This window comes from Mesorhizobium sp. P2_B11 (assembly GCF_056404855.1).
The window spans coordinates 353139-379169 of sequence record NZ_JBFUDF010000002.1 but is presented as its reverse complement, the minus strand read 5'-3'; the positions used below and the strand labels follow the sequence as shown (position 1 = coordinate 379169).

The window sequence follows — 26031 nt, the reverse complement described above, 5'->3', positions numbered from 1 at the left end:
AGACCAACTTACCAAGGTCATTGCGCCACGACTAGAAACGAAACGTACCGTTCCTATTTGATTGGCGTCATCACACATCTGCTGGAGCCGCTACCCATGCGCTACAATCAACTCGGAAATACGGGGATGTTCGTCTCCGAACTCTGCCTCGGCACCATGACCTTCGGCGCCGCCGGCGAGAATGCCCAATGGGGCCTGATCGCAAGCCTCGACCAGAAGGGCGTCAACGACATCGTTGGCCGTTCGATCGCCGCCGGCGTCAATTTCTTCGACACCGCCGACGTCTATTCCTTTGGTGATTCGGAACGCCTGCTCGGCCAGTCGCTCAGGGATCTCGGCGTCAAGCGCTCGGACGTCATCATCGCCACCAAGGTGCATGGCGCCATGGGCCAGGGCCCGAACGAGCGCGGCTCCTCGCGCGGCCACATCATGGATTCGGTCGAAGGCAGCCTGGAGCGGCTGCAGCTCGACCATATCGATCTCTACCAGCTGCACGGCACCGACACGGTGACGCCGATCGACGAGACGCTGCGGGCGCTAGACGATCTCGTTGCCAGCGGCAAGGTGCGTTATGTCGGCGTCTCCAACTGGCAGGCCTGGCGCATCGCCAAGGCGCTGGGCATCGCCGAGCGCAAGGGCTTTTCCCGCTTCGAGACCATCCAGTCCTATTATTCGATCGCCGGCCGCGACCTCGAGCGCGAGATCGTGCCGCTCATCAACGAGGAAAAGCTCGGCCTGATGGTATGGTCGCCAATGGCCGGCGGCCTGCTGTCCGGCAAATACGGCCCCGGCGCGCCCGGCAATGGCGAAGGACGTCGCGCCGCCTTCAACTTCCCGCCGGTCAATGAGGACCGCGCCTGGGCGGCCGTCGCCGTCATGCGCGACATCGCCAAAAAGCACGACGTCAGCGTCGCCACCGTCGCGCTCGGCTACGTCCTGGCAAAACCCTTCGTCATGAGCGTCATCATCGGCGCCAGCCGCATGGAGCAGCTGGAACAGAACCTTGCCGCCGCCGAGGTGAAGCTCGACGCCGACGATCTCGCCAAACTGGACGAGGTCAGCGCCCTGCCGGCCGAATATCCCGGCTGGATGCTGGAGCGTCAGGGCGCCGGCCGCCGCCCGGCGCCGTTCGTGCCGAAGAAGTAGGCGCATCTCGGCCTGAGGCTTCGGGAGCCAGCTGGCTCCCGAATGTCTTCAGTTCATCCGCACGCTCTCGACCAGAAAGTCGAGAAACGCCCGCACCCGTGCCGGCAAATGCCGGCCCTGGCCGACATAGACGGCGTGGGTCGGCTCCTCGTCGCCGGGATTGAAATTTTCCAGCAGCGCCACCAGCCGGCCCGCTGCAATGTCATCAGCTACATGCCAGTAGGCCAGCCGGGCGATGCCGGCGCCGCCAACCGCCATCAGCCGCATCGACTCGCCATCGCTGACCACTGTGTTTCCCGTGATCGGCACCATGATGGCGTTGCCGGCTGCGTCGACAAACTGCCAGCCATCGACATGCCGGACGAAGCCGAAAGCCATGCGATTGTGCCGGTCGAGGTCGGCCGGCGTCAGCGGCGTGCCATGGGTGGCAAGGTAGGACGGCGCGGCAACGACCGTCATCCGGCATTGCCCGAGCTTGCGTGCCACCAGTCGCGATTCGCCGAGCGGTCCGGCGCGGACGGCGACATCGGCGCGCTCCTGCATCAGGTCGATGACGCTGTCGGTCAGCACCAGATCGACCGAGATCTCGGGGTAGCGTTCGAGGAAGCGCGGCAGCAGCGGGATCAGCCGATGCACGCCGAACGGCACATAGCTGTTGACGCGCAGCCGTCCGCGCGGTGCGGCACCCACGGCGGCCTCGCGTTCGGCCGCCGCCATGTCGGCCAGGATGCGCACCCCGCTGTCATAGAAGGCCGTCCCTTCCGGCGTCAGCTGCAGCTTGCGCGTCGAGCGGCTGACCAGCCGCGCGCCGAGCCGGGCCTCCAGCCGCGCGATCAGCTTGCTGACCGCCGACGGCGTCATGCGCAGGGCACGAGCGGCCGCCGAGAAGCTGCCGGCCTCGACGACGCGCACGAACACTTCGATCTCGCCGGAGCGGTTGATGTCGGGTCTGGCCATCTGTGAATCTATTTCACAGGAAATATGCCTAAGGCAAGTCTGGTTCACAAGGCATGGCAACACGATCTGTCGGGTCGGGGCGCGGATTGGACAAGGCGCTCATCCGTCTTGGAAGTGGAAACCGCCATGCCTCTCGCTCTTTATGCCCTCGCCGCCGGCGCCTTCGGCATCGGTGTCACCGAATTCGTCATCATGGGCCTGCTGATCGACGTCAGCAAAGACCTTGGCGTCTCGATCTCGGCCGCCGGCCAGCTGATTTCCGGCTATGCGCTGGGCGTCGTCATCGGCGCGCCGCTTTTGACCATCGCCACCGGCAACTGGCCGCGCAAGACCGTGCTGTTGGCGCTGATGGCCATCTTCACGCTCGGCAATCTCGCTTGTGCGATCGCGCCCGACTACTGGACGCTGATGGGGGCTCGCATCATCACCGCTTTTGCCCATGGCACTTTCTTCGGTGTCGGCTCGGTGGTCGCCACCGGCCTGGTCGCGCCCAACAAGAAGGCCTCGGCGATTGCGCTGATGTTCACCGGGCTGACCATCGCCAACATACTCGGCGTGCCCTTCGGCACCTGGCTTGGCCAGGCCTTCGGCTGGCGTGCCACCTTCTGGGCCGTGACCCTGGTCGGCCTGGCAGCCTTCGCCGTCATCCTGCTTCTGGTTCCGCGCAGCAAGGAAGCACCCGAGAAGACCAACCTGCGCGCCGACCTCGCCGTGCTGCGCCGCACGCCGGTGCTGCTCGGCCTTGCCACCACCGTGCTCGGCTATGCCGGCGTTTTCGCCGTCTTCACCTACATTGCCCCGCTGCTGACCGAGATCACCGGTTTCAAGGAAGCCGCCGTGTCACCGATCCTGCTGGTCTTCGGCGGCGGCCTCATCGCCGGCAATCTGCTTGGCGGCAAGGTCGCCGACCGCTGGCTGGTGCCGGCCGTGCTCGGCAGCCTCGTCGTGCTGGCGCTGGTGCTGGCAACCATGACCTTCGCCGTCCACAGCCAGGTTCTGGCGGTGATCTATGTCGGCCTGCTGGGTGCTGCCGCCTTCGCCACCGTGGCGCCGCTGCAAATGTGGGTGCTGGAGAAGGCGCAAGGTGCGGGACAAAGCCTCGCCTCGTCCTTCAACATCGCTGCCTTCAACCTCGGCAATGCCGCCGGCGCCTGGCTGGGCGGCGCGGTGATTGCCCATGGCCTCGGTCTCGGCTCGCTGACCTGGATCGCTGCCCTGCTGCCGGTGGCGGCACTCGGCGTCGCCGCCCTGGCCCTGCGCCTCGATCGCACCCCGGCGCTCGGCGCGCCGGTCTGCGCCCAGTCATGAGCTTCACTCGCAAATCGACATCATCAAGGAGAAAAACTATGGATTATCGACGTCTCGGCGCATCGGGCCTGAAAGTGCCCGCACTCTCCTTCGGCGCCGGAACTTTCGGCGGCTCCGGCCCGCTGTTCGGCGCCTGGGGCAACAGCGACGCCAAGGAAGCGCGGCGGCTGATCGACATCTGTCTCGAGGCCGGCGTCAACCTGTTCGACACGGCCGATGTCTATTCGAGCGGCGCTTCCGAAGAGGTGCTTGGCGAAGCCATCAAAGGTCGCCGCGACGCGGTGCTGATTTCGACCAAGACGTCTTTGCCGATGGGCGACGGCCCGGCCGATTGGGGCTCGTCGCGCTCGCGGCTGATCAAGGCCGTGGACGCTTCCTTGAAGCGCATGGGCACCGACTACATCGACCTCTTACAGCTGCACGCCTTCGATGCCGGCACGCCGATCGAGGAGGTGCTGTCGACGCTGGACGATCTCGTGCGCGCCGGCAAGCTGCGCTATGTCGGCGTCTCCAACTTCTCCGGCTGGCAAGTGATGAAGTCGCTGGCCGAAGCCGACAAGCATGGCCATGCCCGGTATGTCGCGCACCAGGTCTACTATTCGCTGCTCGGCCGCGACTATGAATGGGAACTGATGCCGCTCGGCCTCGACCAGGGCGTCGGCGCGCTGGTCTGGAGCCCACTCGGCTGGGGCCGCCTGACCGGCAAGATCCGCCGCGGCCAGCCCCTGCCGGAAAAGAGCCGGCTGCACGACACCGCCGATTTCGGCCCGCCGGTGGCGGATGAGCATCTCTACCGGATCATGGATGCGCTCGATGCGGTGGCGCAAGAGACCGGCAAGACCGTGCCGCAGATCGCGATCAACTGGCTGCTGCAGCGTCCGACCGTTTCGTCGGTCATCATCGGCGCCCGCAACGAGGAACAGCTGCGCCAAAACCTCGGCGCCGTCGGCTGGTCGCTGACGTCGGAGCAGATGAAGAAGCTCGACGCGGCAAGCGAAGTCACCGCGCCCTACCCGTACTTCCCCTACCGCCGCCAGGAAGGCTTTGCGCGGCTGAGCCCGCCGGCGGTGTGAAACCAGCGTTGGTTGGGTGTGCCGAGATTCAGGTCAGGTCGAGTCGAGAATGATGGCTTCCGAGAACCGGAGCGGAGCGTACTTAAGGTACGTGAGCACCGGAAGCGCAGGAAGCCGTCGTTCGCAGGCCGACCTCACCTGAATATCGGCGCACCCTAGTGCAGCACGAACTCCCCATCGACCTTCCGCCATTCATTCGGCGCGATCAGCTTCTGGTGCGTGTAGACAACCGAGTGCAGCGGCCCGTCGAGCTTGGCCTTCCAGAACTCGATGAAGCGGACCAGCACCGGGAACTTCGGCGCCAGATCGTAATCCTGCCAGATGAAGCTCTGCAGGAGATGCGGGTGGTCGGGAAAGTGATAGAGAATCTTGGCCGTGGTCAGCCCATAGCCTTTGAGCATCAGGTCCATTTCGGCATGGTCGCGCATTGCGGTCCCCAGGTTGATTAACCTCGCCTCCCAACACCGAATTGTGCGCGCCGTTTCTTAACTGTCTATTGATTTTTCCTGATCGCAAACGGGTTTTCCGCGCGAAAACATGCAGTTAGCAGCGACCGCCGCCGAGTGCTGATACCACCGGAAACAGGGACTGCGGCATCCCGCCACGCGAATCCAACGTCTAATGTTGCCGTCTCGGCGGAACTGGTAATAATGCCGCCGAATTCGCGGCTGCGTCGCCGCGAAACCGTTGGCGACAAGCCGGCGGAACAGTTCGGGAGGAATGCTGAGAAATGTCCGAGGTTCATGTCCACCGCGTCCAGCCGGCGTGGAAGAAGAACGCGCTGATCGACAACGACACCTACCTGAAATGGTATGCCGACAGCGTGAAGAATCCGGACAAGTTCTGGGGCAAGCACGGCAAGCGCATCGACTGGTTCAAGCCTTTCAGCAAGGTCAAGAACACCTCCTTCGACGGCAAGGTCTCGATCAAATGGTTCGAGGACGGCGAGACCAACGTCTCCTACAATTGCATCGACCGCCACCTGAAGAAGCGCGGCAACCAGACCGCCATCATCTGGGAAGGCGACAATCCCTACGACGACAAGAAAATCACCTATAACGAGCTGTACGAGCACGTCTGCCGGCTGGCCAATGTGATGAAGAAGCACGGCGTCAAGAAAGGCGACCGCGTCACCATCTACATGCCGATGATCCCGGAAGCCGCCTACGCGATGCTGGCCTGCACGCGCATCGGCGCCATCCATTCGATCGTCTTCGGCGGCTTCTCGCCGGACGCGCTGGCTGGCCGCATCGACGACTGCAAGTCGACCTTCATCATCACCGCTGACGAGGGGCTGCGTGGCGGCAAGCCGATCCCGCTGAAGGAAAACACCGACAAGGCGGTCGAGATCGCCGCCAAGGCCGGCACCAAGGTTGAAAAAGTGGTTGTCGTGCGCCGCACCGGCGGCAAGACCGGTTGGGTCCAGGGCCGCGACGTCTGGTACCATGACGAGATCGCGACCGTGAAGGGCGACTGCAAGCCGGAGAAGATGAAGGCCGAGGATCCGCTGTTCATCCTCTACACATCAGGCTCGACCGGCAAGCCGAAGGGCGTGCTGCACACCACCGCCGGCTATCTCGTCTACGCCTCGATGACGCACCAGTATGTCTTCGACTACCATGACGGCGATATCTACTGGTGCACCGCCGATGTCGGCTGGGTCACCGGCCACAGCTACATCGTCTACGGGCCGCTCGCCAACGGTGCTACCACGCTGATGTTCGAAGGCGTGCCGAACTACCCCTCGCAGTCGCGCTTCTGGGAAGTGATCGACAAGCACAAGGTCAACATCTTCTACACCGCGCCGACGGCGTTGCGCGCGCTGATGGGCGCCGGCGACGAGCCGGTGAAGAAGACATCGCGCAAATCGCTGCGCGTGCTGGGTTCGGTCGGCGAGCCGATCAATCCTGAGGCATGGCAGTGGTATTTCAACGTCGTCGGCAACGGCAAGGTGCCGATCGTCGACACATGGTGGCAGACCGAAACCGGCGGCATCCTGATCACCCCGCTGCCCGGCGCCACCGACCTCAAGGCAGGTTCGGCGACGCGGCCCTTCTTCGGCGTCAAGCCGCAACTGGTCGACGGCGAAGGCAAGGTGCTGGAAGGGGCGGCCGACGGCAATCTCTGCATCACCGATTCCTGGCCCGGCCAGATGCGCACCGTCTATGGCGATCACGACCGCTTCGTGCAGACCTATTTCTCGACCTACAAGGGAAAATACTTCACCGGCGACGGCTGCCGCCGTGACGCCGACGGCTACTACTGGATCACCGGCCGCGTCGACGACGTCATCAACGTCTCCGGCCATCGCATGGGCACGGCGGAAGTCGAATCGGCGCTGGTCAGCCATGACAAGGTTTCGGAGGCCGCCGTCGTCGGCTATCCCCACGACATCAAGGGCCAGGGCATCTACAGCTATGTCACCTTGATGAAAGGCGTGGAACCGAGCGAGGAGCTGCGCAAGGAGCTCGTCGCCCATGTCCGCAAGGAGATCGGCGCCATCGCTTCGCCAGACAAGCTCCAGTTCGCGCCAGGCCTGCCGAAAACGCGTTCCGGCAAGATCATGCGCCGCATCCTGCGCAAGATTGCCGAGGACGATTTTTCCGCGCTCGGCGATACCTCGACCCTGGCCGATCCGGCTGTCGTCGACGATCTGATCGCCAACCGCCAGAACAAGAAGGGCTGACGGTCATTCGGTCCCAGGCTTGGCAAGGCACGAATGGCAAGACGCAAAATGGCTGAGCTTGGCTCCGTCATCGAACTCTGGCGCTATCCCGCGAGCTCGCTCGCCGGTGAGCGCCAGGACGCCATTTCGGTCGGCCTTGAAACCATCGACGGCGACCGCCTGTTCGGTCTCGTCGATGTCTCTGACAACGAAATCGCGCGGCCCGATCGCGACGCGAAGTGGCACAAGGTGCCGCGCATCCGCACCCGGCTGAGCAACGACCGGAAGCTTGAGATTGCCGTTGCCGACGGCGACTGGCTGGCCGCACCTAGCGCGGAATGCGACCGCGCCATCTCGGCCTATCTCGGCTTCGCCACCTCGATCCGGCCGTTCAGCCAGGAGATCGCGCCGGGCTACACCGGCCCGCTGACCGCCGAGCGCTACCATAAGGCGCCGATCCATCTCTTGACCACCGCATCGCTGGCGCGACTGAAGGCACTGCACCCCGAAGGCACGCCCGACCCGCGCCGCTTCCGCCCCAACATCGTCGTCGACATGGCGGCGGTTGAAGGTTCATTTCCCGAGACCGAATGGATCGGCCGCAAGCTCGCAATCGGCGACCTCTTGGTGACCATCTCGGCACCGTGCCGCCGTTGCGGCTTCACCATCATCTCCCAGGACGGCTTCGACCCCGACCCCGGCATCCTGCGCAACCTGGTCCGCCACAACGCCCATAATCTCGGCGTCTATTGCACGGTGGACCGGCCTGCCCGCGTCGAGATCGGCGCGCCGATGCGGTTCGTGTAGCGCGGGGTTCGGATCAGGCCTTCGCTACCGATACAGATCCGCGCGTGTCGGCGGCAGGCCGCTCGGGCCGCGTGCGCGTTTGGTGACGACGGTCTGAAAAATCTGCGCCGAGGCGCGCTCGAAGGTGATCGAGCAGCCGGTGAGATAGAGCAGCCACAGCCGCGCCTTGGCCTCGCCGACCTCCGCGACCGCCTCGTCGAAGCGGGCCTGCAGCCGCTCGGCCCACAGCCGGCAGGTGCGTGCATAGTGCTCGCGCAAATTCTCGACGTCGTAGACCAGGAAGCCATGCGCCTCGAAATTGCCGAGCGTCATGCCGATTGTGTCGAGTTCGCCGCCGGGGAAAATGTATTTGAGCAGCGCCTTGAACTCCGGCCCCTTACGCAGGGTCTTCTTCAAATCGCCCTTGCTGCGCCTTGTGATGGCGTGGTGCAGGTAGATGCCGCCCGGTTTCAGCAGCCGATGGACGGTCTTGAAATAGGTGTCGTGGTTGGCAAGCCCGAGATGCTCGAACATGCCGATCGACGATATCTTGTCGAAGGAGCCGGTAAGCTCGGCATAGGACTTGATCTCGATGGTGATGCGGTCTTCCAGTCCCTCGGCGCGAATGCGTTCGCGGGCGAGGTCGGTCTGCGCCTGCGACAGCGACACGCCATGGCCGACGACGCCGTAGTTCTTTGCTGCATGAATCAGCATCGCGCCCCAGCCGCAGCCGATGTCGAGCAGCTTTTCGCCAGGCTTCAGCCGCAGCTTGCGGCAGATATGGTCGAGCTTGTCGGCCTGCGCCTCGTCGATGCCGTTGGCGAAATCCTTGAAGTAGCCGCAGCTGTAGACCATGCGCTCGTCGAGGAAGAGTCGGTAGAAGGCATTCGAAATGTCGTAGTGATGCTGGATCGCTTCCTGGCTCGAGCCGCTGACATAGGGATTGCGCCCCGACAGATCGGTCCGCGCGCTCATCTGCTTGCGTGACAACAGCACCGCCGGCAGGTCGCGCAGGATCGCCAGCTTCGGCAGCGACTTGATCTTGGTTCTCAGCTTGCCTTGCGACGGCAGGGCGTAGAAATCGAAAATTGTCCCGTCTTCGATGTCGATCGTCTTGGAAATCCACATCTCGATCAGCGTCGACAGAGACGGCCGCTTCACCACCTGCCAGACAATGTCCTGGTCGTTGATGGTGAGCACCGGACCGGTGGCGGGGCCAATCCGCTCGCCGGTCCACAGCCTGACCGCAAAACCCGGCTTCAGCGTTTCGATAACCGTTCGCACGATGCGCGCGGCCTTTTCCGCTGCCTCCATGCCATTCCTCCGAATGCTGGTCCCCCAGCGGGAGTTTGCCCGCCCCGGCGGCCGTTCGCAACCCGGCGCACGGACGGAGCCCCCCGGCTATTTCAAACCGGCATCTTGTCTTTTGCTGCGACGCACCCCATCATCTCTGTTGTGTTCAACAAATCGAAAGGAGGTGATCCGATGTCGAGTGATTTCGTTTTCCAGAACGTGGCCTCAGCGGATTGCACTTTCGGGAAGCAGACTTCCCGTTAAGGCGCGAGAAGCGCGGTAGGTGACTTCGGTCGCCGCCATCGGCCGCGCCATGGACGGAAACACGGAAGGCCGCCGGCTTCGTCAAGAAGCGGCGGCCTTTTCCTTTGCAGCCAGCCGAACCGCTACTTGGTCAGCGCCAGATTCTCGATGTTGCGGGCGATGGCCTGGAAGGCATCGTTGAGTTCGGTACCGCTGGCAACCTGGTAGAAATGCTTGATGCTGCCGGTGTCCGGGCTGGCGCAATCCTGCAAGGTCGCCTTTGCGTTCTTCTCGGTGAGATCAAAGCCGATGGTGAAGATCTCGATGCCCTTGTTGCGCATCGCGCCGCACAAGGTCTTGGCTGCCGTACGGGTCGGTTCCTTGCCGGCGTCGTTGTAGACGTCATTGACCGTGGTGGCATCGAAATAGGACAGGTTGAACTCGCCGTCGGTCATCAGGATCGCGAATTTGGCGACCTTCTTCGGATCCATCTTGGCTGGCCGCTGCGAGGCCTTCATCACGCTGCCCCAGTTTTCCGACAGCATGTACCAGGCCCATTGCACCCCAATGTGGCCGGCGGTGCCGCCCGAGGCGGCGAAGTTCTTGATCACACTCTTGAGCGCGTTGGCGTCGGCCGTCAGCGGCATCAGCGCCGCTGCCGGGCAGGCCGCCGTTCCGGTGTTCAGCGCGAAGGACGACAGCAAATAATCGCGATTGACCATGCCTACATCGGGGCCGGCGTCTGTATACTGGTTGGCGCCCTTGCGCTCGGTGGCGCAATTGTCCGGACGCGCCGATGACGAGACGGCCTGCGGGTCGTCATTGGCGGGAGCCTGCTTGCGCTGGCTGGACTTGGTTTCGACGAACACGCTGCTGGCGGCAAGCGTGCCGGCATTGACCGAATTGGCGTAGGGGACGATGGCGACGCGCACCCGCGGCTTCGACATGTCCTGACCGGCGAGGAACGCATCGACGGCATTGCTGGCCGCTGCCTTCAAATCCTTGATCTTCTGGCCGGCCATCGAGCCGGTGACGTCGAGCATCATCGAAACTTCGATGGTCTTGTCGGAATAGAGCGCGGTGGTCGAAGCGCCGACACGCTGCATGTCGCCGATGCTGAACAACGGAAAGTAGAGCGCGACATCGGCATGTGCGTCGGCCGTCACTGTATTGGCGGTCCTGTCGACGGTCAGCTTGTCGAGAACGACCTGGTTGGCCTGCAGTATGCCGGCCATGCTGTTGGCGTCGAGAAAGGCCTGCACCGACTTGTTGGCATCGGCTTCCTTGATCACCCCGGTGGTCAGGTCGCGCGCTGTCGAGGTGACAGCGGCATCGACCACGCCCTGCAGGCTCGATTTGGCATTGTAGATCTGGGCGATGTTGACGGAAAAGCCTACGCCGAGTGCCAGCACCGAAGCGGCAAGGCCGAACAGCACCGCGAAACTTCCACCGCGATCCCTGGCGAAATCGCCAGCGGCGTGAACAAGACCCTCGTAATTCCGCATCCTTTAGCCCCCGATCACCTCGGCCTCGTCGCCGCAGGAAGCCCAATGCAGGATTCCGGCCGGATCGCGCGGTTGCCTCCGCGCAAGCAGCCAGCCATCGGTCAAGCCATTGTTTTTGCTTCGTTCTGGATCGCCGCAAGGTGAACGAGCGGTAAACGGAAATTCACCGAAGCGACTTCGTTTACGAAGTGCTTACCATGACCCGCCGCATGCCAAATCCCGGTCCCGATCCGGCACAGATGTCCGGGAGACACAGTGTGTCGAAGCGGATCAATTCTCGGTCGCGAACCGCTCTAAGCCAGCATGTGCGCGCTGACCGTCTTGTCGACGCCGTGATAGGGCGGATTGAACAGCTTGCCCTCCTGCTCATAGGTCCAGACCTTGAACAGGCTGAGTTGATGCGGGCCGAAACTGTGCAACAGGGGCACGTCGGTCGCATCGCGGCCGCGCGCGATGACGACGCGACCGATCCTGGGTTTGTTGTGGCGGGGATCGAACGTGTACCACTTGCCGTCGAGATAGACTTCCATCCAGGCCGAGAAATCCATCGGCGCCGGATCAAGCGGCACGCCGATGTCGCCGAGATAGCCGTTCACGTAGCGGGCCGGGATATTCATGCAGCGGCAGAGCGTAATCGCCAGATGCGCGAAGTCGCGGCAGACACCGACGCGCTCCTCATGCGCCTGTGCCGCGGTGCGCGTCGGCCGTGCGTAGCCGTAGCCGAAGGACAGCCGGTTATGGACATAGTCGACGATCGCCTGCACCCGCGCCCAGCCGGACGGCAGATGGCCGAAAAGCTGCCAGGCCAGCCCGCTTAGGTGATCGGTCTCGCAATAGCGGCTGCCGAGGAGATAGCCGAGCACATCGTCCGGCAGTTCCGCCACCGGCACTTCCCTGGCCAGCGTGTTGACCGCATCGGGCTCGCCGCTGTCCTCGACGGCAGCATCGTAGAGGATGCGGAAATTGCCGGCGGGCGCGACAAAGCGGCGGCAGGCATTGCCGAACAGGTCGTGATAGAGCCTGCTCGGCACCGAAGGTGAGGTCAGCACGCGCGTCTGCCGCTTGATGTCGGCTTGCCGTTCGCTGTGGATTTCGAGCAGCGAGATGACCGGCGTGGCATTGGTGCATTCAATGGCGATTTCGTAGCCGAGCCGGATCAGCATGGCGATTCCCCCGTCATTTCGTCGTGGAAGACAGTTTGGTTCAAACGCCAGAAGCCGGGTCATGGTTCCCTGGAGCGATCGAAAAGACTGCCCGCGCCTTCCCAGGCACACGCCATGGCGTTACGGTCGAAAGACAGGTTTTGACCCTCCCCGAAACACTCCCGAAAACCCTTTGGATAATTTGATGTTTGCAGGCAGAAAATTCGCCGCCTTCCTCTTCGATATGGACGGCACGGTGCTCAATTCGATTGCTTCGGCCGAGCGCGTCTGGGCGGCGTGGGCGCGCAAGCACGGTCTCGACGTCGAAACGTTCCTGCCGACGATCCATGGCGTGCGCGCGGTCGAGACCATCACCAGGCTGGCGCTTCCCGGCGTCGACCCGGTGCACGAGGCGCTGGTGCTGTTGCAGGCCGAGTCCGACGATGTCGAAGGCGTGCTGCCGATCGCCGGCGCCGTGCCGTTCCTCAACGCCCTGCCGGCCGAGCGCTGGGCGATCGTGACCTCGGCGCCGCGCCCGCTAGCGCTGCTGCGCATGCAGGCGGCCGGCATCCCGGTTCCGGCCTTGATGGTCGCGGGCGAGGATGTTTCGCACGGCAAGCCGGCACCCGACTGTTTTCTGCTGGCGGCAAAACGGCTCGGTGTCGATATTGGCGACTGCCTGGTCTTCGAGGATGCGCCGGCCGGCATCGCCGCGGCGGAAGCCGCGGGCGCGTCAGTGATGGTGATCAGCGCCACCCACCAGCACCCAATGGCTACGCAGCATAATTCGATTGCAGGCTACGACGCCGTTTCCATTGCCATCGACGACAGCGGCTGGATGTCGCTGGAGGCGCAACGCAGCGCGGCTTAACACTGCGCCTAAAAGTCCGTAGCCAAACCTTTCACCTCCCAGTCGCCATAGCGGCCGGGTTCCTTGCCACCGCGGCCGCCGATTTCCTTCGGCAACGTGGCTTCCTTCTGGCTATACGCTTCACGGCGCGCCTTGGCCTCGGCCAGCGCGCGGCGCGCAGCGGGTGTCAGGTCCTTCTCCCGGTCGGCGTCGGCTTTGCTGGTTTCTTCGGTCATGCGATAGTTCCGGCGGATTGAAACGAGAGGTGGCGTTTCCCATCATATAGCGATGATGACACCCGGATCGACCCCTTTTTGCCACGGCCGCAAACGGAGCAGACGATGAGCACGCTACGCACCGCCATGCTTCTGGCCGCCATGACGGCGCTGTTCATGGGCGTCGGCTTTCTGATCGGCGGCACCGGCGGCATGATGATCGCCTTCCTGGTCGCCGCCGCCACCAATCTGTTCAGCTACTGGAACGCCGACAAGATGGTGTTGTCGATGAACCACGCCGTCGAGGTCGACGCGAAGAACGCGCCCGAATTCTATGCCATCGTCGAAGCGCTGGCCAAGCAGGCCGGCCTGCCGATGCCGAAGACCTATCTGATCGACAATCCGCAGCCCAACGCCTTCGCCACCGGCCGCAATCCCGAGAACGCTGCCGTCGCAGCCTCGACCGGGCTGCTGGAACGGCTTTCGCATGAGGAGGTGGCGGCTGTGATGGCGCATGAGCTTGCCCACATCCAGCACCGCGACACGCTGACCATGACCATCGTCGCGACGCTCGCCGGCGCGATCTCGATGCTCGGCAATTTCGCCTTCTTCTTCGGCGGCAACCGCAACAACAACCCGCTCGGCTTTGTCGGCGTGCTGGTGGCGATGCTGGTGGCGCCGTTCGCCGCCATGATCGTGCAGATGGCGGTCAGCCGCACGCGCGAATACGAGGCCGATCGGCGCGGTGCCGAAATCGTTGGAAATCCGCTCTGGCTGGCATCAGCGCTTGACAAGATCGCCCGCGGCGCCGAACGCATCCGCAACCCGGATGCCGAGCGCAACCCTGCGACCGCGCATCTCTTCATCATCAATCCCTTGCACGGCGAGCGTATGGACAGCCTGTTTTCGACCCACCCGAACACCGACAACCGCATCGCCGCGTTGCAGGCGATGGCGCGCGACATGGCTGGCGGCCAGCAGGCGCCGCGCCAGGCGCCGCCGCCCGAGCCGGCGGAAGACTTGCAGGCGGATACCCAGCAAGGTCCATGGGGCAAGGCTGCGCAGCCTGAGCTGCCGACGGAACCGGCCAAGCCAAAGCCCAACCCGTGGGGCCGTAACCCGACCGGACCCAAAGGTCCGTGGTCGTGAGCGGCGCCAAAGGCCGGCCCGCACATTCAGGCAATCGTGAAAACAGCCCGGATGAGTCCGTCGCCGGCCTTGCCGCGCGCAAGGCGGCGGCGCGGCTGCTCGCCGCGGTCATCGATGCGCGCACGCCGCTCGATGGGCTGACCGATCACGAAAACGGCCATCCGCAATACAAGGCACTCGACCTGCGCGATCGCGGCCTGGTGCGCGCCATACTGGTGACGGCGCTGCGCTACCGCATGACCATTGCCGGGCTCCTCGCCCGTCGGTTGGAAAAGCCGCTGCCGCCCAACGCCACGGCCCTGTCACACATACTGCATGTGGCGGCGGCGCAGATCCTGTTTCTCGACATTCCCGACAGCGCTGCTGTCGATTTGGCTGTGACCCACGCCAAGTCCGATCCGCGCACGCAGCGCTTTTCCGGCCTCGTCAACGGCGTGCTGCGCACATTGGCACGCGCCAAGGACAGCGAATTGCCGGCAGCGCTGGCCGCCACCGACGAAGCGCCAAAATGGTTTTCCGACCGGCTGAAGGCGGCCTATGGCGCCGACAGGACGAAACAGATTCTCGCCGCGCATCGCGTCGAGGCGCCAGTCGACTTCACGGTCAAGGCCGATCCGGAACTCTGGGCCGAAAAGCTCGGCGGCATCGTGCTGCCGACCGGCACGATCCGGGTGGAAAAGCTCAGCGCCTCCGTCACCGAACTGCCCGGCTTTGAGGAAGGCGCCTGGTGGGTCCAGGATGCCGCCGCCAGTTTTCCGGCGCGGCTGTTCGGCAATGTCAGCGGCTTGCGCGTCGCCGACCTCTGCGCCGCCCCGGGCGGCAAGACCGCACAGCTGATCCTTGCCGGCGCCAAGGTCACGGCGGTCGACACCTCGAAGAACCGGCTGGCACGACTAACGCAGAACCTCGAACGTCTCGGCGTGTCGGCGGAGATCGTCCAGGCCGATCTGCTGAAATACCAGCCGGCGGAGCTATTCGACGCGGTTCTGCTTGACGCGCCCTGCTCTTCCACCGGCACGGTGCGCAGGCATCCCGACGTGCCGTGGACGAAGACCATGGCCGACGTCGAAAAGCTCGCCGACCTGCAGGCAAAGCTGCTCGCCCGCGCCGTCACCTTGGTCAAACCGGGCGGTCGGATTGTTTTTTCCAACTGCTCGCTCGACCCGATCGAAGGCGAAGATCTTTATCGCGCCTTTCTGGCCGGCACAAAGACCGTCGCCGACGATCCGTTGCAGCCGGGCGAGATCGCCGGCCTCGATGCTTTCCTGACCAGCCAGGGCACGCTGCGCACCACACCAGCCGATCTCGATCTCGCCTCTCCGGGCATTTCCGGCCTGGACGGCTTCTTCGCTGCCCGCATGCGGCGTGTCGCCTAGGATTTGTCGGCACGGACCACGGACCGCACAGTCCGGAATCCATGCCGTGGCGCATATTCGTCTGCGTTGTTCGGCCGATCGCAAAACTTTTGCTCGGCGAGTTTCGTTCTCTCTACAACTGCAAGACAATACCGGATTGCAGCTTTAGCCCCGGAAATCGCTCGACTTTTTTCGGGGTAGGTTGGCCGCCGGCAGCGTGAAGCCCTTCACGTCGGCCGAATTCGACTTCGCATAAGTTCTTGAATCATATAAGCTTGTGCTGGGGTACTGGAGCATGATGCCTAAAAGTATGACGCGGTTTTCGGACAACATCGCGCTCTATCACTAGGTGACGAGGAGGGGTTTTGGCACTGGCTGCCGGCAGTACGACACGTCTGTGGACGCTTGTCGCCAAGGAGTTTTGGCGCAAGACGCGCCGGCGCCTGCGCGCAGGGCCGGTCTATCGCTGGCGCTATTCCGGACGCACGCCGGAGCGCGTCCTGATTGCTCCGCCGGACCTCAGGCTCGCCGACCCGCAGATCGCGCTAGAGATTTATTATGGCCGCTACCCGCTGTCGGGCCACCTGGTCGAGACCGGCGGCAAATCGCCGTTTCAGATCGACGTTCCCAATCGCGGCTGGGTGAAGACGCTGCACGGCTTCCGCTGGCTGCGCCACATGCGCGCCGCCGGCACCGAGCTTGCCGCCGCCAATGCCCGTGCGCTGGTTTCCGATTGGATCGCCATGCACGGCAACCAGATTTCCGGCATCGCCTGGGAGCCCGGCACCACCGCCAAGCGTGTCATCGCCTGGCTGCAACATTCCTCGGTTGTCCTACAAGGGGCCGAATTTCCGTTCTATCGCGCCTTCCTGAAATCGCTTGCGGTGCAGATCCGCTACCTCCGCTCGATGGCGCGCGAAATGCCGGATGGCAAGGACAGGCTGCGCGCCCGCATTGCGCTGGCTTTCGCCGCTTTGTCGCTGCCGGCGCCGGCCTCGGCGTTGCGTGGCGCCACTCGCAATCTGGCGGAAGAGCTCGACCGCCAGATCCTTCCCGACGGCGGCCATATTTCGCGCAATCCGATGGCTGTGCTCGAGCTTCTCGCCGACCTTTTGCCGCTGCGCCAGACCTATGCCAACCAGGCCGAGACGCCGCCGGCAGCCCTTATGGGCGCCATCGACCGCATGCTGCCGGCGCTGCGCTTCTTCCGCCACCAGGACGGCAGCCTCGCCCGCTTCAACGGCATGGGAGCCACCATCCACGATCGCATCGCCACCATATTGCGCCATGACGACACCGCCGGCGCACCGCTGCTGCACGCGCCGCATTCCGGCTATGAGCGGCTGTCGATGGGCGGCGTGACCGTGATTGCCGATACCGGCGCGGCGCCGCCCGTCGACGTCTCCAACGCCGCGCATGCCGGGTGCCTCGCCTTCGAACTGTCCTCGGGCCGCCAGCACTATGTCGTCAATGCCGGCATAGACACTTACGGCGCCGCCGAATTCCGGCCGCTGGCCCGCGCCACCGCGGCGCATTCGACCGCCACCATCAACGACACCTCGTCGGCGCGCTTTTCCCATTCGCTGCGCGTCAACGACCTGCTCGGCACGCCATTGCTCGGCGGCCCGCAGCAGGTGCCGTGCAAACGCATCGACCAGAAGGGCACGCAAGGCTTCATCGCCCGCCATGACGGCTATATCCAGCGCTTCGGCTTCCTGCATGAGCGCGAGATGAAACTGTCGAGCGAGGGCAATGTGCTCGCCGGCAGGGACCGCTTTTTGCGCCCCGGCGGCGCCGCCATCCGCAACAATGGCCGCGACTTCGTCGTGGTGCGCTTCCACATCCACCCCGACATCAACCTTTTGCAGGACGAGCATGACCGCCTGGTGCTGACCGCCGACCAAGCCGACACCTGGGTGTTCACCTGCTCGGAAGTGATACCGGAGGTGGAGGAATCGATCTATTTCGCCGGCCTTGGCGGCCCGCGCCGCTGCCGCCAGATCATGCTGGCGTTCAAGGCGTCCGAGATTGCCGAGGTCCATTGGCAGCTGACGCGCACCCGCATCGCCGGCTACCCCGAAAACAACTGAGTGTCATTGCCGGCGCCGGCTGATCGAGCTTCCGGCTTGATTTCCTGACCTCATGTGCTACGGCCCGGCAACGCTCTCCAATCAGCCCTGAAAGGCCGCCAGCCCATGGCCGTCGCCGCCAAGAACATTCCGGCACCTGACCTCGTTCCGGTCCGCCGCGCGCTGCTTTCGGTTTTCGACAAGACCGGGCTGATCGACTTCGCCAAAGGCCTGGCCGCGGCTGGCGTCGAGCTGGTCTCGACCGGTGGCACGGCAAAAGCGATTGCCGAAGCCGGCCTTGCCGTGCGCGATGTCTCCGAACTGACCGGTTTTCCCGAGATCATGGACGGCCGCGTCAAGACGCTGCACCCCTCGGTGCATGGCGCGCTGCTCGGCGTGCGCGACGATCCTGAGCATATCAAGGCGATGCACGATCACGGCATCGAGCCGATCGATCTTCTTGTCTCCAACCTCTACCCGTTCGAGGAGGTCCGCCGCTCCGGCGCCGACTATGCCGCGATCGTCGAGAACATCGACATTGGCGGCCCGGCGATGATCCGCGCTTCGGCCAAGAACCACGCCTATGTCGCCATCGTCACCGATCCCGGCGACTATGCCGCGGTGCTCAATGCGCTGGAGATGAACATCGGCTCGCTGTCGCTGGATTTCCGCAAGAAGCTGGCGGCCAAGGCCTTTGCCCGTACTGCCAGCTACGATGCGGCGATCTCCGGCTGGTTCGCCGAGACGCTGGAGATCGAGCATCCCACCTGGCGCGCCTTTGGCGGCCGGCTGGAGAGCGTGATGCGCTATGGCGAGAACCCGCATCAAAGCGCCGGCTTCTATGTCAATGGCGACAAGCGTCCGGGCGTCGCCACGGCCCGCCAGTTGCAGGGCAAGCAGCTGTCTTACAACAACATCAACGACACCGACGCCGCCTTCGAACTGGTCGGCGAATTCGACCCCAACCGCTGCGCCGCGGTGGCGATCATCAAGCACGCCAACCCCTGCGGCGTTGCCGAAGGCGATTCGCTGACGGCGGCCTATGCACGGGCGCTGGCCTGTGACCCGGTCTCGGCCTTTGGCGGCATCGTCGCCATGAACCGCATCCTCGATGCCGAAGCGGCCGAGGAGATCGTGAAAACCTTCACCGAGGTGATCATCGCGCCGAACGCCTCGGAAGACGCAGTCCGCATCGTTGCCGCCAAGAAGAATTTGCGCCTGCTGGTCACCGGCGGCCTGCCCGATCCACGTTCTGCCGGCACAACGGTGAAGTCCGTCGCCGGCGGCATGCTCGTCCAAGGCCGCGACAATGCCGTGGTCGACGACCTCGAACTCAAGGTGGTGACCAAGCGCGCGCCGACGGCGGCTGAGCTGGCCGACCTGAAATTCGCTTTCCGCATTGCCAAGCATGTCAAGTCGAACGCCATCGTCTACGCCAAAGACGGCGCCACGGTCGGCATCGGCGCCGGCCAGATGAGCCGCGTCGATTCCTCGCGCATCGCCGCCCGCAAGGCGCTCGATGCGGCGGAAGCGGCAGGTCTGGCGGAGCCGCTGACCAAAGGCTCGGTGGTTGCTTCCGACGCCTTCTTCCCTTTCGCCGACGGGCTGATCTCAGCCATAGAAGCCGGCGCCACGGCGGTGATCCAGCCCGGCGGCTCGATGCGCGACGACGATGTGATCGCCGCCGCGGATGCGCATGGCATTGCGATGGTGTTTACGGGCGTCAGGCACTTTAGGCATTAGCGCCTCTTTACCCTCCCCTCGATGGGGAGGGTAGGTGCGCCCGCTTGCGAGCGCACCGGGGTGGGGTGACTGGCGCCGCACCCCCACCCCGATCCGCTTCGCGGATCGACCCTCCCCACAAGGGGGAGGGTAATGCTCACTCCACCGGCTGATCCGCCGGATAGGGCGTCCAGATCAATATCGCGATCCCCACGCCCAGAAACAGCACAATGGCAGCCATGCCGAGCCGTGCGGAGCCGCTGGCGAGCGTGATCGACGCCACCATGAACGGCGCCAGGAAACTCGTGGCGCGTCCGGCCAGCGCATAGATGCCGAAATAGCGGCCGGATTCGGCGGCAGTCACGCTGCGCGCCATGTAGGAACGCGACGACGCCTGCACCGGCCCGAAGGCCAACCCGATCAACAGGCCGTAGAAGATGTAGGCCTTTTCCGCCGCAGTGCCGAACAGGCCGCCGCTGTCGGCGCCCGGCATCATCCAGGCGCCGAACAGCGTGTAGCCAGGTCCGGTCGAAACGATGCCGATGGTGGCGAGGCTGAGCAGGACAAGCGAGATCATCACGATGGTCTTGGAGCCGAGCGCGGTGTCCAGCCATGCGGCAACCAGGCAGCCGACAATGGCGACGACATTGAGGATGATGCCGAACATGCCGATCTCGGTGATCGACCAGTGGAACATCGCCGCCGCAAAGGTGCCCCCCAAAGCAAGCAGCGCGTTGACGCCGTCCTGGTAGATCATGCGGGCGACGAGGAAGCGGAAGATGCCTTTGCGCTGGCGCACTTCGGTCAGCGTCGACTTCAGCTCCGACAGGCCTTCGCGCACCGCAGGCCCGATCGGAATGCCTTTGATGGCGTCCGGCGTGAAGAAGAACATCGGCAGGATGAACAGGAAATACCAGCCAGCCGACAGCGGCCCGGTGGCGCGCGCATCTTCGCCGAGTTTCGGGTCGAGCCCGAACAGCGGATCGATGCCGATGATCGTCTTGCCGGTCTCGGCCGAACCGGCGAGGCAGGTGACGACGAAGATCAGCGCGATCATGCCGCCGAGATAGCCAAGGCCCCAGGCCATATTCGAGATGTGGCCGATCTCGCTCTTCGGCACCAGGCGCGGCATCATCGAATCGTTGAACACCGTCGAGAATTCCGCCGCCACTGATGCCAGAGAGAAGAACAGCACCACCAGGAAAAGGTTCGAGCCCGGCGCGGCGAACCACAACAGGCAAAGACTGACGATCTTGATCGAGGCGAAGAAGGCGATCCAGGGTTTGCGCGGGCCGGTCTGGTCGGCAATCGAGCCGAGGATCGGCGACAGAACGGCGATGACCAGCCCTGCCGCGGCGATGCCATATCCCCAGGCGGCCTGCCCGCTTTCCGGATTGCTGGCCATGCGCGAGACGAAATACGGGCCGAAGATGAAGGTGGTGACGACGGTAAAAAACGGCTGCGCCGCCCAGTCGAACAACATCCATCCCCAGATGCCGCGTCCCGATGCCCGCTGCACTGTTTCTACCGCCGCCATGCTGAAAATCCCTGCTCCGCCCGTGTCGGGCGCCATGTCTGCATGTTTCGAATGCTCATGCAAATAACAAGCGCGACGCCCTACCTCCCCCTTGTGGGGAGGTCGGACCGCAGGTCCGGGTGGGGGTCGGTGCCGCACCCCCACCCCGCTGCTTCGCAGCGACCCTCCCCACAAGGGGGAGGGTAAGGCCTCACATCCCCGTCAGATCGCTCATCAGCCCCGACGCCACCGACAGCCGCGACACAGTGATGTCGCCGCCTTCGGTCAATGCCTGCAGCCGCTCACGGATGCGCGCCACGCGCTCGCCGCCAGCTTCCAGCCATGCCGCCACCGGGTCCGCCGTGCCGGCATGGCCGGTGAGAGCCGCCACCGCGATACCGCGGCGGGCGGCGCCGATCGTGTCGGTGGCGCGCGACAGCGCCAGCTGGTCGTAATAGTCCGACGGCGTGATCGACCGCGCCGCGTCCTCGACGCGCGGAATGCGGAAGGCGTCGCTGACGGCGAAGAACGCCTTGGCCGCCGCAACGATGTCGGCATTGGCCATGCGCGACGTCAGCGCGATATCGGGGATCAGTTCCGCCAGATCGGCCAGCGCAAGCTTTTCGGCCAGTTTCTCCGGCGCGCCGGCCTTGAACAGGCCGTGCCGCCGCTCCTCGATCCGTTCACGCGAGAAGGCCGGCAGCAGCGAGACGAGCTTCGGCTCCAACGCCTTGCGCGCCTCCTGCAGTTCGGCGATGCGCTGGCCGAGCGCCGCGGTGCCGGCATCGTTCTTCAGATACCAGCCGCTGGTCACAAAGATAAGCCGGCTGACGGACTGGTAGAGGTCGAGCTGTGCCTGGCCGTCGATCTGGCTGTCCAGCGCGTCGATCTCGCGGTAGAGCGCCGGCAAGCCAAAGCCGTCGCGCACCACGGCAAAGGTGCGCACGACGTCGGCGGCGGTGCGGCCTGTCGCTTCCTGCAGCCGGTTGACGAAGGACGGACCGCCGCGATTGACGAGGTCGTTGGCGACGACACGGGCGATGATCTCGCGGCGCAGCCGGTGACCGTGGATCTCGGTGGCGTATTTCTTCGCCATCCGGTCGGGGAAATAGCCCATCAGGTCACGGTCGAAATGCGCATCGTCCGGCACGTCGCTGGCGACGATGTCGGAGAACAGCACGATCTTGGCGTAGGCAAGCAGCACGCCGAGCTCGGCCCGGGTCAGCGGCTCGCCGCGCGCCTCGCGCTCGGCAAGGGCGGCCGGCGACGGCAGTGTCTCGACGGCGCGGTCGAGCAGCCCGCGCGCCTCCAGCGCCGTCATGAACCGGCTCTGATGCGCGATGTCGGCGAGGCCACGCTTGCGCGCGATGGAAAGCGCCAGCGTCTGCTCGTAATTGTTGGACAGCACCAGCCCGGTGACCTCGTCGGTCATCTCGGCCAGCAATTTGTTGCGCGCCGGCCGGGTCAGCGATCCCTTGCGCATGGCGGAAGCCAGCGCGATCTTGATGTTGACCTCGACGTCGGAACAGTTGACGCCGCCGGAATTGTCGATGGCGTCGGAGTTGCAGCGGCCGCCGGCAAGCCCGAACTCGATGCGGGCGCGTTGGGTGACGCCGAGATTGGCGCCTTCGCCGATCACTTTCGCCCGGACATCGAGCGCGGTGATGCGGATGGCGTCATTGGCGCGGTCGCCGACTTCGGCGTTGGTTTCGCTGGAGGCCCTGAGATACGTACCGATGCCGCCGAACCAGAGCAGGTCGACATTCGCCTTGAGGATGGCGGTCATGATCTCTGCTGGCGTTGCCGTGGTCTTGGTCAGCCCAATCGCCGCTGCCGCGGCCGGCGGCAGCGTGATCGACTTCTGGCTGCGCGAGACGATGACGCCGCCTTCCGACAGTTTGGTCTTGTCGTAATCCTGCCAGGACGAGCGCGGCAGCGCGAACATGCGCACGCGCTCGGCCATCGAGGCCACCCTGTCCGGATCGGGATCGATGAAGATGTCGCGATGGTCGAAGGCGGCGATCAGCCTGGTCTGCGGCGACAACAGCATGCCGTTGCCGAACACGTCGCCCGACATGTCGCCGACGCCGACGACGGTGAAGGGTGAGGTCTGGATGTCGCGGTTCATCTCGCGAAAATGCCGCTTGACCGCTTCCCAGGCGCCCTTGGCGGTGATGCCCATCTTCTTGTGGTCGTAGCCGGCCGAGCCGCCGCTGGCGAAGGCGTCGTCGAGCCAGAAGCCGTGCTTCTCGGAGATAGCGTTTGCGGTATCGGAGAAGGTCGCCGTGCCCTTGTCGGCGGCAACGACGAAATAGGGATCGTCGGGGTCGCGCCTGACAACGCCGGCAGGCGGGATGACGCCGTCCAGGCCGATATTGTCGGTGATCGACAACAGGCTGGAGACGAAGTTCTTGTAGGCCGACGTGCCGGCCTCGAAGATGGCGTCGCGGCTGCCGCCTGCGGGCAGGCGCTTGGGGAAGAAGCCGCCCTTGGCGCCGACCGGCACGATGACGGCGTTCTTGACCTGCTGCGCCTTGACCAGGCCGAGCACTTCGGTGCGGTAGTCCTGGGCGCGGTCCGACCAGCGCAGGCCGCCGCGTGCCACCGGGCCGAAGCGCAAGTGCACGCCCTCGACTTCGGAACCGTAGACGAAGATTTCGCGCCATGGCCGCGGCGCCGGCAGGCCTTCGACGGCTTGCGAGTCCAGCTTGATCGCCAGCGATTGGCCTCGCGCCTTCGTTTCGGCAACGAAATGGTTGGTGCGCAGCGACGCCTGGATCAAATTGAGATAGCGGCGGATGATGGTGTCGTCATCGATGTTGGGCACCTCTTCCAGGGCGTCCTTGATCTTGGCCTTGAGGTGCTTGGCGGCGACGACGCCTTCCGTCGCGGCCGTCGGGCCGAGGCGGGCGACAAACAGCGCATGCAGGCCGCGCGCGATGTCGGGATAGCGGTTGAGCGCGGCGGCAATGAAATCCTGGCTTTGCGGAATGCCGGCCTGCTGAAGGTAGCGGCCATAGGCGCGCAGGATGGTGACTTCGCCCGACCACAGGCCGGCGGTCTGGGCAAGGCCGTTATAGCTGTCATTGTCGACATCGCCGCGCCACACCGACAGGAAGGCGTCCTCGAACAGTGCGCCGCCGTCAGTGAGGTCGATCGGTTTGCCGTAGCTGTTCTCCAGTTCCATGTCGTGGACGAAGACGGTGTCGCCGCCCTCCTCGTCGACTTCGAACGTGCGCTCGCTGATGACGCGGAAGCCGATGTTTTCCAGCACCGGCACACGCCGCGACAGCGCCACCGGGCTGCCGTGGTGGTAGATTTTCAGCGCCGCCTGGTGCGGCTTCTGCTCGGCATGCCGGTAATAGTCGATGGCGATCGGATTGCTGGCGCTGATCTTGGCGATGCGCCCGGCGTCGGCCAGCGCCACGGCCGCGCTGAAGGAGTCGCGATAGCTCTCGGGAAGCCGCGCGGCGATCGCCTTCAGCGACGGATCGCTGCCGCCGTCTTCCGCCGCCTCGGCCAGCGCGTCATCCCAGGTGCGCACGATGTCGCGGATGGCCGCCTCGATCGCCGCCTGATCGACCTTCGGCGTCTTGCCGCCGGAACGGCCGATGATGAAGTGGACGCGCGTCAGCCCGCCTTCGGGGAAGGCCGGATAGTAAGCCGACAAACGGCCTTCGAACACAGTCTTGAGATAGGTGCCGACCTTCTCGCGCACGACGCTGTCATAGCGGTCGCGCGGCACGAAGACGAGGATGGAGACGAAGCGGTCGAACTGGTCGACGCGCACCAGCGCCCGCACCCGCGGCCGCTCGATCAGGCCGAGAATGGCGCCGGCGTGCTTCTTCAGGACCGGCACCGGCACCTGGAACAGTTCGTCGCGCGGATAGCTTTCCAGCACGTTGATCAGCGCCTTGCCGGAATGGTCGTGGCGGTCGAAACCGGACTTGGCGATGATGGTTTCGGCCTTCGACCGCAGATACGGGATCTTCATCACCGAGCGCGTGTAGGCGGTCGAGGTGAACAGGCCGACCATGCGCAGTTCGCCGGCAAGCGTGCCCTTGGCGGTGTAGGTCTTGACGCCGATATAGTCGAGATAGATGCGCCGGTGCACCAGCGACTTGGCGTTGGCCTTGGTGACGATCAGCGGCTCCGGCCCGTGCAGGAAGGCGCGGATTTCCGGCGTCGTCGTCACCGCCTCGGTGCCGCGCCTCAGCACCAGCACATCCGGGTCTGAGAGGATGCCGAGACCGGGCTTGTCGGCGCGTTCCAGATTGCCGCTCTCCGCGCCGCCGGTGTATTTGAACTCGCGCATGCCGAGGAAGGTGAAATTGTCGTCGCGCAGCCATTCCAGGAAGGCGATCGCTTCGGCGACGCTCTTCTTGTCCAAAGGCACCGCTGAATAGCGAAACTCGGAGATCGCCTGGTCGAGACGGGCCAGCATCGGCTTCCAGTCGCTGACCGCGGCGCGCACCTGGTTCAGCATCTTGCGCAAGCGTTCGGCCAGCGCGTTCGCCTGTTCCGCCGTCAGGCGCGGGATGTGGACATGGACAACGCTCAGCCGGTCGTGATTGCCGTCGTCCTTGAGGATGCCGCCGTCGCCGAGGACCTCGTCGACGCCGGCCTTGCCATGGCGCACGACGATGACCGGATGGGTGACCAAAGTCGGTTCGCCTGATGTCTCGGTGATCTCGCCGAGGATCGAATCGAACAGGAACGGCATGTTGTCGTTGACGACGGTGATGACCGTCACCGGCCGACCCTCGCGGGAGACGCCGGAATCGGCATCGACGGCAACGACGCTGTGGCCCTTCTTGTGGACCGCGACCGCTTGCCCCGCAAGATCGGCGGCACGCTCGAGGTCGGCGGCGTCGTAGGTTGCAATGTCTTCAGCCGGCGCGCGGGCCAGCAGATAGTCGGCAAGCCTGCCCGGCCTGTCCTCGGATTTCACCGCCGCTGTGGCTTTTTTCTTCGACTTAGCTGCGGATTTCACGCTCGCCATGATGTCCTCCCGTCATATGCTTTTACGACTATGGT

General features: G+C 64.6%; 18 protein-coding genes. 10 read left to right on the top strand and 8 right to left on the bottom strand.

Annotated features, from left to right (window positions below; genetic code table 11):
* Positions 1–96 precede the first annotated feature (96 nt).
* Positions 97–1146: an aldo/keto reductase gene (locus AC1DYJ_RS06195; protein WP_477286353.1), complete on the top strand. Its 1050-nt coding sequence runs from the start codon at positions 97–99 to the stop codon at positions 1144–1146.
* Between the two features lie 48 nt (positions 1147–1194).
* Here AC1DYJ_RS06195 and AC1DYJ_RS06190 read toward each other — a convergent pair whose 3' ends face one another.
* Positions 1195–2103 carry a LysR family transcriptional regulator gene (locus AC1DYJ_RS06190; protein WP_477286351.1) on the bottom strand — a complete coding sequence of 303 codons (909 nt, stop codon included), beginning with the start codon at positions 2101–2103 and terminating at the stop codon, positions 1195–1197.
* 126 nt (positions 2104–2229) lie between these two features.
* Here AC1DYJ_RS06190 and AC1DYJ_RS06185 point away from each other — a divergent pair, with 126 nt between their 5' ends.
* Positions 2230–3411, top strand: a complete 1182-nt coding sequence (locus AC1DYJ_RS06185; RefSeq protein WP_477286349.1) for an MFS transporter — start codon at positions 2230–2232, stop codon at positions 3409–3411.
* 38 nt (positions 3412–3449) lie between these two features.
* Positions 3450–4484: an aldo/keto reductase gene (locus AC1DYJ_RS06180; RefSeq protein ID WP_477286347.1), complete on the top strand. Its 1035-nt coding sequence runs from the start codon at positions 3450–3452 to the stop codon at positions 4482–4484.
* 155 nt (positions 4485–4639) lie between these two features.
* On the opposite strand, the gene AC1DYJ_RS06175 is transcribed toward AC1DYJ_RS06180, so the two are convergent.
* Entirely contained in the window at positions 4640–4912 is a 273-nt protein-coding gene (locus AC1DYJ_RS06175; protein WP_477286345.1) for an usg protein, read from the bottom strand.
* A 302-nt stretch (positions 4913–5214) separates the two neighbouring features.
* Between AC1DYJ_RS06175 and acs the strand changes: the two genes are divergently transcribed.
* Positions 5215–7170: an acetate--CoA ligase gene (gene acs, locus AC1DYJ_RS06170; RefSeq protein WP_477286343.1), complete on the top strand. Its 1956-nt coding sequence runs from the start codon at positions 5215–5217 to the stop codon at positions 7168–7170.
* A 33-nt stretch (positions 7171–7203) separates the two neighbouring features.
* Positions 7204–7956: an MOSC domain-containing protein gene (locus AC1DYJ_RS06165; protein WP_477286341.1), complete on the top strand. Its 753-nt coding sequence runs from the start codon at positions 7204–7206 to the stop codon at positions 7954–7956.
* 24 nt (positions 7957–7980) lie between these two features.
* Here the strand turns inward: AC1DYJ_RS06165 and AC1DYJ_RS06160 are convergent, their stop codons facing one another.
* The 3 genes from AC1DYJ_RS06160 to AC1DYJ_RS06150 form a co-directional block, all read right to left on the bottom strand.
* Positions 7981–9249 (bottom strand): class I SAM-dependent methyltransferase, encoded by a 1269-nt coding sequence (locus AC1DYJ_RS06160; RefSeq protein WP_477286339.1) that lies wholly within the window; start codon positions 9247–9249, stop codon positions 7981–7983.
* 365 nt (positions 9250–9614) lie between these two features.
* Complete coding sequence (locus tag AC1DYJ_RS06155) at positions 9615–10976, bottom strand: TadE/TadG family type IV pilus assembly protein (protein WP_477286338.1); 1362 nt, start codon at positions 10974–10976, stop codon at positions 9615–9617.
* Between the two features lie 293 nt (positions 10977–11269).
* On the bottom strand, positions 11270–12139 hold the full coding sequence (locus AC1DYJ_RS06150) for a transglutaminase-like domain-containing protein (protein WP_477286336.1): 870 nt from the start codon (positions 12137–12139) through the stop codon (positions 11270–11272).
* A gap of 184 nt (positions 12140–12323) precedes the next feature.
* On the opposite strand from AC1DYJ_RS06150, the gene AC1DYJ_RS06145 reads away from it, so the two are divergent.
* The gene (locus AC1DYJ_RS06145) at positions 12324–12989 is read left to right on the top strand and encodes an HAD-IA family hydrolase (RefSeq protein WP_477286334.1); all 666 of its coding nucleotides are present in this window, start codon (positions 12324–12326) and stop codon (positions 12987–12989) included.
* An 8-nt stretch (positions 12990–12997) separates the two neighbouring features.
* On the opposite strand, the gene AC1DYJ_RS06140 is transcribed toward AC1DYJ_RS06145, so the two are convergent.
* Positions 12998–13204, bottom strand: a complete 207-nt coding sequence (locus tag AC1DYJ_RS06140) for a DUF1674 domain-containing protein (protein WP_477286332.1) — start codon at positions 13202–13204, stop codon at positions 12998–13000.
* A gap of 105 nt (positions 13205–13309) precedes the next feature.
* Between AC1DYJ_RS06140 and htpX the strand changes: the two genes are divergently transcribed.
* From htpX to purH, 4 genes are all read left to right on the top strand, one after another.
* The gene (gene htpX / locus AC1DYJ_RS06135) at positions 13310–14332 is read left to right on the top strand and encodes a zinc metalloprotease HtpX (protein ID WP_477286330.1); all 1023 of its coding nucleotides are present in this window, start codon (positions 13310–13312) and stop codon (positions 14330–14332) included.
* Positions 14323–15708, top strand: a complete 1386-nt coding sequence (locus AC1DYJ_RS06130; RefSeq protein WP_477286328.1) for an RsmB/NOP family class I SAM-dependent RNA methyltransferase — start codon at positions 14323–14325, stop codon at positions 15706–15708. Before htpX ends, AC1DYJ_RS06130 begins: the two co-directional genes overlap by 10 nt.
* Positions 15709–16052: 344 nt before the next feature.
* Entirely contained in the window at positions 16053–17777 is a 1725-nt protein-coding gene (locus AC1DYJ_RS06125; protein ID WP_477286326.1) for a heparinase II/III family protein, read from the top strand.
* Positions 17778–17882: 105 nt separating this feature from the next.
* Positions 17883–19499 carry a bifunctional phosphoribosylaminoimidazolecarboxamide formyltransferase/IMP cyclohydrolase gene (purH, locus tag AC1DYJ_RS06120; protein ID WP_477286324.1) on the top strand — a complete coding sequence of 539 codons (1617 nt, stop codon included), beginning with the start codon at positions 17883–17885 and terminating at the stop codon, positions 19497–19499.
* Between the two features lie 136 nt (positions 19500–19635).
* Here purH and AC1DYJ_RS06115 read toward each other — a convergent pair whose 3' ends face one another.
* Both AC1DYJ_RS06115 and AC1DYJ_RS06110 read right to left on the bottom strand, forming a co-directional pair.
* Positions 19636–21015 carry an MFS transporter gene (locus AC1DYJ_RS06115; protein ID WP_477289503.1) on the bottom strand — a complete coding sequence of 460 codons (1380 nt, stop codon included), beginning with the start codon at positions 21013–21015 and terminating at the stop codon, positions 19636–19638.
* A gap of 190 nt (positions 21016–21205) precedes the next feature.
* Positions 21206–25996 (bottom strand): NAD-glutamate dehydrogenase, encoded by a 4791-nt coding sequence (locus tag AC1DYJ_RS06110; protein ID WP_477288865.1) that lies wholly within the window; start codon positions 25994–25996, stop codon positions 21206–21208.
* Positions 25997–26031 lie beyond the last annotated feature (35 nt).

Excerpts from the sequence above, each read along its gene's own strand:
- AC1DYJ_RS06165 (WP_477286341.1), top strand. The coding sequence starts at position 7,204 with ATGGCAAGACGCAAAATGGCTGAGCTTGGCTCCGTCATCGAACTCTGG.
- AC1DYJ_RS06175 (WP_477286345.1), bottom strand. The coding sequence starts at position 4,912 with ATGCGCGACCATGCCGAAATGGACCTGATGCTCAAAGGCTATGGGCTG.
- acs (WP_477286343.1), top strand. The coding sequence starts at position 5,215 with ATGTCCGAGGTTCATGTCCACCGCGTCCAGCCGGCGTGGAAGAAGAAC.
- AC1DYJ_RS06195 (WP_477286353.1), top strand. The coding sequence starts at position 97 with ATGCGCTACAATCAACTCGGAAATACGGGGATGTTCGTCTCCGAACTC.
- purH (WP_477286324.1), top strand. The coding sequence starts at position 17,883 with ATGGCCGTCGCCGCCAAGAACATTCCGGCACCTGACCTCGTTCCGGTC.
- AC1DYJ_RS06155 (WP_477286338.1), bottom strand. The coding sequence starts at position 10,976 with ATGCGGAATTACGAGGGTCTTGTTCACGCCGCTGGCGATTTCGCCAGG.
- AC1DYJ_RS06150 (WP_477286336.1), bottom strand. The coding sequence starts at position 12,139 with ATGCTGATCCGGCTCGGCTACGAAATCGCCATTGAATGCACCAATGCC.
- AC1DYJ_RS06140 (WP_477286332.1), bottom strand. The coding sequence starts at position 13,204 with ATGACCGAAGAAACCAGCAAAGCCGACGCCGACCGGGAGAAGGACCTG.
- AC1DYJ_RS06185 (WP_477286349.1), top strand. The coding sequence starts at position 2,230 with ATGCCTCTCGCTCTTTATGCCCTCGCCGCCGGCGCCTTCGGCATCGGT.
- AC1DYJ_RS06115 (WP_477289503.1), bottom strand. The coding sequence starts at position 21,015 with ATGGCGGCGGTAGAAACAGTGCAGCGGGCATCGGGACGCGGCATCTGG.
- AC1DYJ_RS06145 (WP_477286334.1), top strand. The coding sequence starts at position 12,324 with ATGTTTGCAGGCAGAAAATTCGCCGCCTTCCTCTTCGATATGGACGGC.
- AC1DYJ_RS06180 (WP_477286347.1), top strand. The coding sequence starts at position 3,450 with ATGGATTATCGACGTCTCGGCGCATCGGGCCTGAAAGTGCCCGCACTC.
- AC1DYJ_RS06160 (WP_477286339.1), bottom strand. The coding sequence starts at position 9,249 with ATGGAGGCAGCGGAAAAGGCCGCGCGCATCGTGCGAACGGTTATCGAA.
- AC1DYJ_RS06110 (WP_477288865.1), bottom strand. The coding sequence starts at position 25,996 with ATGGCGAGCGTGAAATCCGCAGCTAAGTCGAAGAAAAAAGCCACAGCG.
- AC1DYJ_RS06190 (WP_477286351.1), bottom strand. The coding sequence starts at position 2,103 with ATGGCCAGACCCGACATCAACCGCTCCGGCGAGATCGAAGTGTTCGTG.
- htpX (WP_477286330.1), top strand. The coding sequence starts at position 13,310 with ATGAGCACGCTACGCACCGCCATGCTTCTGGCCGCCATGACGGCGCTG.